General features: G+C 63.6%; 4 protein-coding genes and 2 pseudogenes. All 6 read left to right on the plus strand.

The window, feature by feature from the left end; translation table 11 throughout:
- Positions 1-14 precede the first annotated feature (14 nt).
- Positions 15-1,070 carry a sugar phosphate isomerase/epimerase gene (locus tag PE067_RS13445; RefSeq protein ID WP_276190009.1) on the plus strand — a complete coding sequence of 352 codons (1,056 nt, stop codon included), beginning with the start codon at positions 15-17 and terminating at the stop codon, positions 1,068-1,070.
- The gene (locus PE067_RS13450) at positions 1,070-2,206 is read left to right on the plus strand and encodes a Gfo/Idh/MocA family oxidoreductase (protein ID WP_276190010.1); all 1,137 of its coding nucleotides are present in this window, start codon (positions 1,070-1,072) and stop codon (positions 2,204-2,206) included. Before PE067_RS13445 ends, PE067_RS13450 begins: the two co-directional genes overlap by 1 nt.
- Positions 2,203-3,703 (plus strand): annotated as a pseudogene (locus PE067_RS13455) (sugar ABC transporter ATP-binding protein). Before PE067_RS13450 ends, PE067_RS13455 begins: the two are co-directional and overlap by 4 nt.
- The gene (locus PE067_RS13460) at positions 3,700-4,686 is read left to right on the plus strand and encodes an ABC transporter permease (protein ID WP_276190011.1); all 987 of its coding nucleotides are present in this window, start codon (positions 3,700-3,702) and stop codon (positions 4,684-4,686) included. The pseudogene PE067_RS13455 and the gene PE067_RS13460 overlap by 4 nt, the downstream one beginning before the upstream one ends.
- Positions 4,687-4,713: 27 nt before the next feature.
- Entirely contained in the window at positions 4,714-5,667 is a 954-nt protein-coding gene (locus tag PE067_RS13465) for an ABC transporter substrate-binding protein (protein ID WP_276190013.1), read from the plus strand.
- Positions 5,668-6,266: 599 nt separating this feature from the next.
- Positions 6,267-6,657 (plus strand): annotated as a pseudogene (locus PE067_RS13470) (ammonium transporter); the annotation flags it as partial.

Consider the following 6,657-nt stretch of genomic DNA (forward strand, 5'->3'; position numbering starts at 1 on the left):
AAAGGGGTTCGGGCATGAAGACGATCAAGGGGCCTGCGCTGTTTCTGGCGCAATTCGCGGGTGATGACGCGCCCTTCAATTCGTGGGACAGCATCACGAAATGGGCCGCCGATTGCGGCTATATCGGCGTGCAGGTGCCCAGTTGGGACGGGCGGCTTATCGACCTGTCCCGCGCCGCCGAAAGCCGTGATTATTGTGACGAATTCAAAGGGGTGGCGGCTGAAAACGGCATTCAGGTGACCGAGCTTTCGACCCATCTGCAGGGCCAGCTGGTCGCCACCCACCCGGCCTATGATGAGGCATTCGACGGCTTTACCATCCCCGAGATGCGCGGCAATCCCAAGGCGCGGCAGGAATGGGCGGTGGATCAGGTCCGCAAGGCCCTGACCGCCAGCCGTCACATGGGGCTGACGGCGATGGCCAGTTTCTCGGGCGCGCTGGCATGGCCCTTTGTCTACCCCTGGCCGCAGCGCCCGGCGGGTCTGGTCGAGGCGGCCTTTGACGAACTCGCCCGCCGCTGGCACCCGATTCTGGATCACGCCGAAGATTGCGGGGTCGATATCTGCTATGAAATCCACCCCGGCGAAGACCTGCATGACGGCGACAGCTTTGAAATGTTTCTGGACCGGGTCGGCAATCATGCGCGGGCGAACATGTTGTATGACCCTTCGCATTACATCCTGCAATGCCTTGATTATCTGGATAATATCGACATTTACCGCGACCGGATCCGGATGTTCCACGTCAAGGATGCCGAGTTCAACCCGACCGGCCGCAAGGGCGTCTATGGCGGGTTCCAGCCTTGGGTGAACCGCGCGGGCCGTTTCCGCAGTCTGGGCGACGGGCAGGTCGATTTCGGCGCGGTGTTTTCAAAAATGGCGGCGAATGATTTCGATGGCTGGGCGGTCGTCGAATGGGAATGCTACCTGAAACACCCCGAGGATGGCGCCCGCGAAGGCGCGGCATTCGTGCGCGACCATATCATCCGCGTGACGGACAAGGCCTTTGACGATTTCGCGGATGGCGGCACGGATGATGCCGCCAACCGCCGCATGCTGGGGATTTCGTGATGGCCGAACGTATCAGACTGGGCATGGTGGGTGGTGGCAAGGACGCCTTTATCGGGGGCGTCCACCGTATCGCCGCGCGGTTGGACGGGGAATTCGATCTGGTGGCGGGGGCCTTGTCCTCGACCCCCGAAAGGGCGCGGGACAGCGGCGCGGCGCTTGGGCTGGACCCGGCGCGCTGCTACGCGGATTTCGAACAGATGGCACAGGCGGAATCCACGCGCCCCGACGGCATCCGCGCCGTGGCGATCGTCACGCCCAACCACATGCATGCCGCCCCCGCGATGGCATTTCTGAAACGCGGCATTCATGTCATCTGCGACAAGCCGCTGACTGCGACGATGGATCAGGCGCAGGCGCTGGCGGCGGCTGTGGCCGAGGCGCAGGCCCTGTTCATCCTGACCCACAACTACACCGCCTATCCGATGATCCGGCAGGCCCGTGACATGGTCGCGCGGGGCGATCTGGGGCAGATCCGCGTCGTGCAGGTCGAATATGCGCAGGACTGGCTGACCGAAGCCGCCGACAGCGGCAACAAACAGGCCGAATGGCGCACCGATCCCGAACGCTCGGGCGCGGGGGGCGCGATTGGCGATATCGGCACCCATGCCCATAACCTTGCCTGTTTCGTGACCGGCCAGAAGGTCGAAAGCCTTGCCGCCGATCTGCAAAGCTTCGTGCCGGGGCGGCGGGTCGATGACAATGCCAACATCCTGCTGCGGTTCGACGGCGGGGCGCGCGGGATGCTGTGGTGCTCGCAGGTCGCGCCGGGTTGCGAAAACGGTTTGCGGCTGCGGATCTTTGGCGACAAGGGCGGGCTGGAATGGGGGCAAGAGGACCCGAATTATCTGTGGTTCACCCCCTTTGGCGACGCCAAGCGCCTGCTGACCCGGCGCGGCGCGGGCGCGACCGACGCGGCCAATGCCGTCAGCCGCACGCCCGGCGGCCATCCCGAGGGCTATCTGGAAGGTTTCGCCAATATCTACACGGCAGCAGCGGCGGCGATCCGCGCGGCGGATGCGGGCCAGACCCCGGACCTGTCCCTGCTGCCGGGGATAGAGGCCGGGCTGGACGGCATGCGTTTCATCCGCGCCTGCATCCGATCCGCGCAATCGAATGCCTCATGGGTCGCGCCATGACCGTGCTGGCCCTGCAATCCGTCAGCCGCAGCTTCGGCCCGATCGAGGTGCTGCACGACGTCGATATCGCCCTGCAACCGGGCCGCGTCCATGCGCTGATCGGCGAAAACGGCGCGGGCAAATCGACCACGATGAAGATCATGACCGGCTATCAGCCCCCCAGTTCCGGGCAGGTGCTGGTCGATGGCCAGCCCATCGCCTTCGCCACCATGGGGCAGGCCGAGGATCTGGGGATTTCCCTGATCCATCAGGAATTCAACCTTGCCGAACAGTTGACGGTCGAACAGAACATCTTTCTTGGCCGCGAGCTGAAACGCGGGTTCCTGCTGGATAAATCCGCGATGCGGGCGAAAACGCGCGAGCTGCTGGACCGGCTGGATTGCCGGGTTTCGCCCGACCGCATCGTGTCGACCCTGTCGAATTCCGACAAGCAGATGGTCGAAATCGCCAAGGCCCTGCTGCGCGATACCCGCGTGTTGATCATGGACGAGCCGACCGCCGTGCTGACCCGCGCCGAAACCGCCGTCTTGATGCGGCAGGTGCGGGCGCTGCGCGAACAGGGGGCGGCGGTGCTGTTCACCTCGCACAAGCTGGACGAGGTGCAGGAGATCGCCGACGACCTGACCATCATGCGCGACGGCCGCGTCGTCTGGACCGGCCCCGCCGCCGAAATGGACCAGCACCAGATGGCCAATGCCATGGTCGGGCGCGAGGTGCTGGACCTGTTCCCGCCCAAGAACAGCACGTCCGGCGAGATCATCCTGCAGGTCGAAAACCTGACCGTCCCCGGCCATGCCGAAGCCATCAGCCTGACCCTGCGCAAGGGCGAGATTCTGGGCGTCGCGGGCCTGATCCGGATCCGGGCGCACCGAGACGTTCGAGGGTCTGGCCGGTCTGCGCCCCGCCACCGGCACTGTCCGCATCAAGGGCCAGCCGGTGCGCATCACCCATCCCTAGGACGCGCTGGATCACGGCCTGTCCTACCTGACCGAGGACCGCAAGACCCGCGGCCTGCTGCTGAAAAAGGGCCTGCGCGACAACCTGACCCTGCAAGCCCTGTCGCGTTTCGGCGGGTTCTTCCTGGACAAACCGGCCGAGGAACGCGCGCTGGATCAGGCGATCCGCGATTTCGACATTCGCGGCGCCCGCACCGCCACCGTCGGCAACCTGTCGGGCGGCAATCAGCAGAAACTGCTGTTTGCGAAAACCATGCTGTCCGACCCCGACATCATCATCATCGACGAACCCACGCGCGGCATCGACATCGGCACCAAACAGCAGATGTATGGCTTTATCCGCAGCCTTGCCGATCAGGGCCGCGCCATCGTCGTCATCTCATCCGAAATGCAAGAGGTCATCGGCCTGTCCGACCGCGTCCTTGTCATGCGCCAGGGCCGCATCGCCGGCGAACTGACCGGACCGGATGCCACCGAAGATGCCATCGTCCGCCTTGCCATGGGGGTGACCGCCGCCCCCGCACAGGAGAACATCGCATGAGCGATATCGCAAAGCCCACCGCCAGATTGCAGATGTCGGTGATCGGCCCCGTGCTGGCGCTGATCGTCCTGATCGTCGCGGGCGCGCTGATGAACCCGAATTTTCTGGCCTGGGACAATATTACCAATGTGCTGGCGCGCTCCGCCTTTATCGGCATCATCGCGGTCGGCATGACCTTTGTGATCACAGCGGGCGGGCTGGACCTGTCGGTCGGCTCCATGGCGGCCTTCATCGCCGGGCTGATGATCCTTGTGATGAACAGCGCGCTGCCCGTGATGGGCGTCGGCGTGCCGATCATCCTGCTGGGCATGGCCGTCGCGCTGGCCGCCGGGCTGGTCGCGGGCTTTCTGAACGGCATCCTGATCACAAGGCTGGGGATCGAGGCCTTCATCGTCACCCTTGGCTCGATGGGCATCTACCGCAGCCTTGTTACATGGCTGGCCGATGGCGGCACGCTGTCGCTGGATTTCAGCCTGCGCAGCTTTTACCAGCCGGTCTATTACGGCGGCATCTTCGGGATTTCCTGGCCGATCATCGTCTTTGCCGTGGTGGTCGTGATCGGCGAGATCCTGATGCGCTCGACCGCCTTCGGCCGCCATTGCGCCGCCATCGGATCGAACGATCAGGTTGCGAAATATTCCAGCGTCCGCGTCGCCCGTGTGCGGCTGGCGACCTATGTGATGCTGGGGCTGCTGGTCGGGGTGGCCACGATCATGTATGTCCCCCGGCTCGGCTCGGCCTCCGCCTCGACCGGGGTCCTGTGGGAGCTGGAGGCGATTGCCGCCGTCATCATCGGCGGCACCGCGCTCAAGGGCGGTTTCGGCAGGGTCTGGGGCACGGTGATCGGCGTGCTGATCCTTGTCCTGATCGGCAATATCCTGAACCTGACCGATTTCGTGTCACCCTATCTGAACGGCGCCATCCAGGGCGCGATCATCATTCTCGCTGTGGTTTTGCAGCGCGAAGCCAAATCCGGGACCTGAACCCGGACCACCAAGGAGGAGGAAGCAATGAAACATTTCACCAAGGGGCTCATCCCGTCGCTGGCGCTTTCGCTGGCACTGGCCGTCCCGGCCATGGCGCAGGATACCAAGGTCATCGGCGTGTCCATTCCCGCCGCGACCCATGGCTGGGCGGGCGGCATGAACTATTTCGCGAAAACCACGGTCGAGCGGCTGGAAGAAGCCTATCCGCAACTGGATTTCGTTCTGGCCACCGCATCCGACCCGGCCAAACAGGTCAGCGACATCGAAGACATGGTCGCCACCCGCAACATCGACGCGCTGGTCGTCCTGCCCTTTGAATCCGAACCGCTGACGGGCCCGGTCCAGAACGTCAAGGCGTCGGGCGCATGGATCACGGTCGTCGACCGTGGCCTTGCGGTCGATGGCATCCAGGACCTCTATGTCGCGGGCGACAACCCCGGCTTCGGCCGCGTCGCGGGCGAATATGTCGCCGGTGCCCTGCCCGAAGGTGGCAAGATCGTTGTCCTGCGCGGCATCCCGACCACCATCGACAACGAACGGGTCGAAGGCTTCCAGGCCGCCATCGACGGCAAGAACATCGAAATCATCGGCATGGAACACGGTGACTGGAACCGCGACAAGGCCTTTACCGTCATGCAGGACTTCCTGTCGAAACACCCCCAGATCGACGCGGTCTGGGCCTCGGATGACGATATGGCCGTGGGCGTTCTGGCCGCGATCGAGGCCGCAAACCGTCAGGACATCAAATTCGTCCCTGGCGGCGCCGGGATGAAGGAAATGGTCAAGCGCACCATGGACGGCGATGCGATGATCCCGGCCAATGTCACCTATCCGCCGGCCATGATCGCCACCGCGATTGAAATCACGGCGGTCGGCATGGTCTCATCGGCGCCGGTCGCAGGCGATTTCATCATCGGCTCGACCCTCGTCACCCCCGAAAACGCCGAAGGCTACTACTTCCCCGACAGCCCCTTCTAAGGCGGGAATCATCAACATCGCATGGCCGGGCGCGCCCCCGGCCATGCCGATGGCACAGCCGCCCCCGCGCGGCCCTTTCGCATTCTCTATCACATAAATACCCAACAGCAGCGGATCCGCCGTCCCGAGCTGTTTCCAAAGGGCGAAAGGACGCCAGACTCACCACGCCAACAGTGCGGCGGTGGGCGGGATTCCGTCTGTCCACGCCTGTCGCGGCCGCGATCCCGTGATCTGCGGCGATAACCTGCCACCCCGCGCAAGACCCGGCCAACCCGACCTCCCCGCCATTCAGGCCCGGAACGGCCCAATCCGGCGCAAGCAGTTGTATTAAAAACATTCCAGCGCAAAACCTGCCTGCCGGGAATCGCGGATATTCCGGCCGATCCGGACTGCCTCAATCACCGGCGATGCTGCCTGAAAAAGACATTCAGGATGAAAAAAATTGCGCGACAGGAAAATTTTTATTTGCCAATGGCCAAAGCAGGCGCATTCTGTCCGCAACAGGCCGCAAGCAGCCTGACACATAGCCAACAGGCGGATGGAAGCATGTGCCGGTCGTTTGAAACGCGCCGTCGGCACTACCAACGAGGGAGCTACACATGGAACAAGCCGCAGTCCCGTTCTTTGCGGAACAGGTGACTTTGAACTCGGTCGTGCAAAACCTCATCTACGGGTCCGGCACGGTGGGTGCGATCATGGTGGTGGTCGGTCTTCTGATGATCGACGCGGGCACCACGCGCAGCAACAGTCTCTTCAACTCCACCATCGAAAAGACGGTGGGGTTTTTTCTTGGTTTCGCGACCTATTTCTTCATCGGCTTCGGCTTCTGGGCGGGCCAGTATTACGTGATGGAGGGCGCGACCCTTGGTGACGCGCTCAAGGACTGGTGGCTGGGTGGCGCGCTGTCGAACGGCGTGGCGCAGCATGTCGATCCGGGCGTGTTCCCCGGTCTGAACAACTTCCAGATCTTTATCTTCTTCTTGGCCTGCT

The organism is Paracoccus sp. DMF-8, from assembly GCF_029309835.1.
GTDB lineage: Bacteria > Pseudomonadota > Alphaproteobacteria > Rhodobacterales > Rhodobacteraceae > Paracoccus.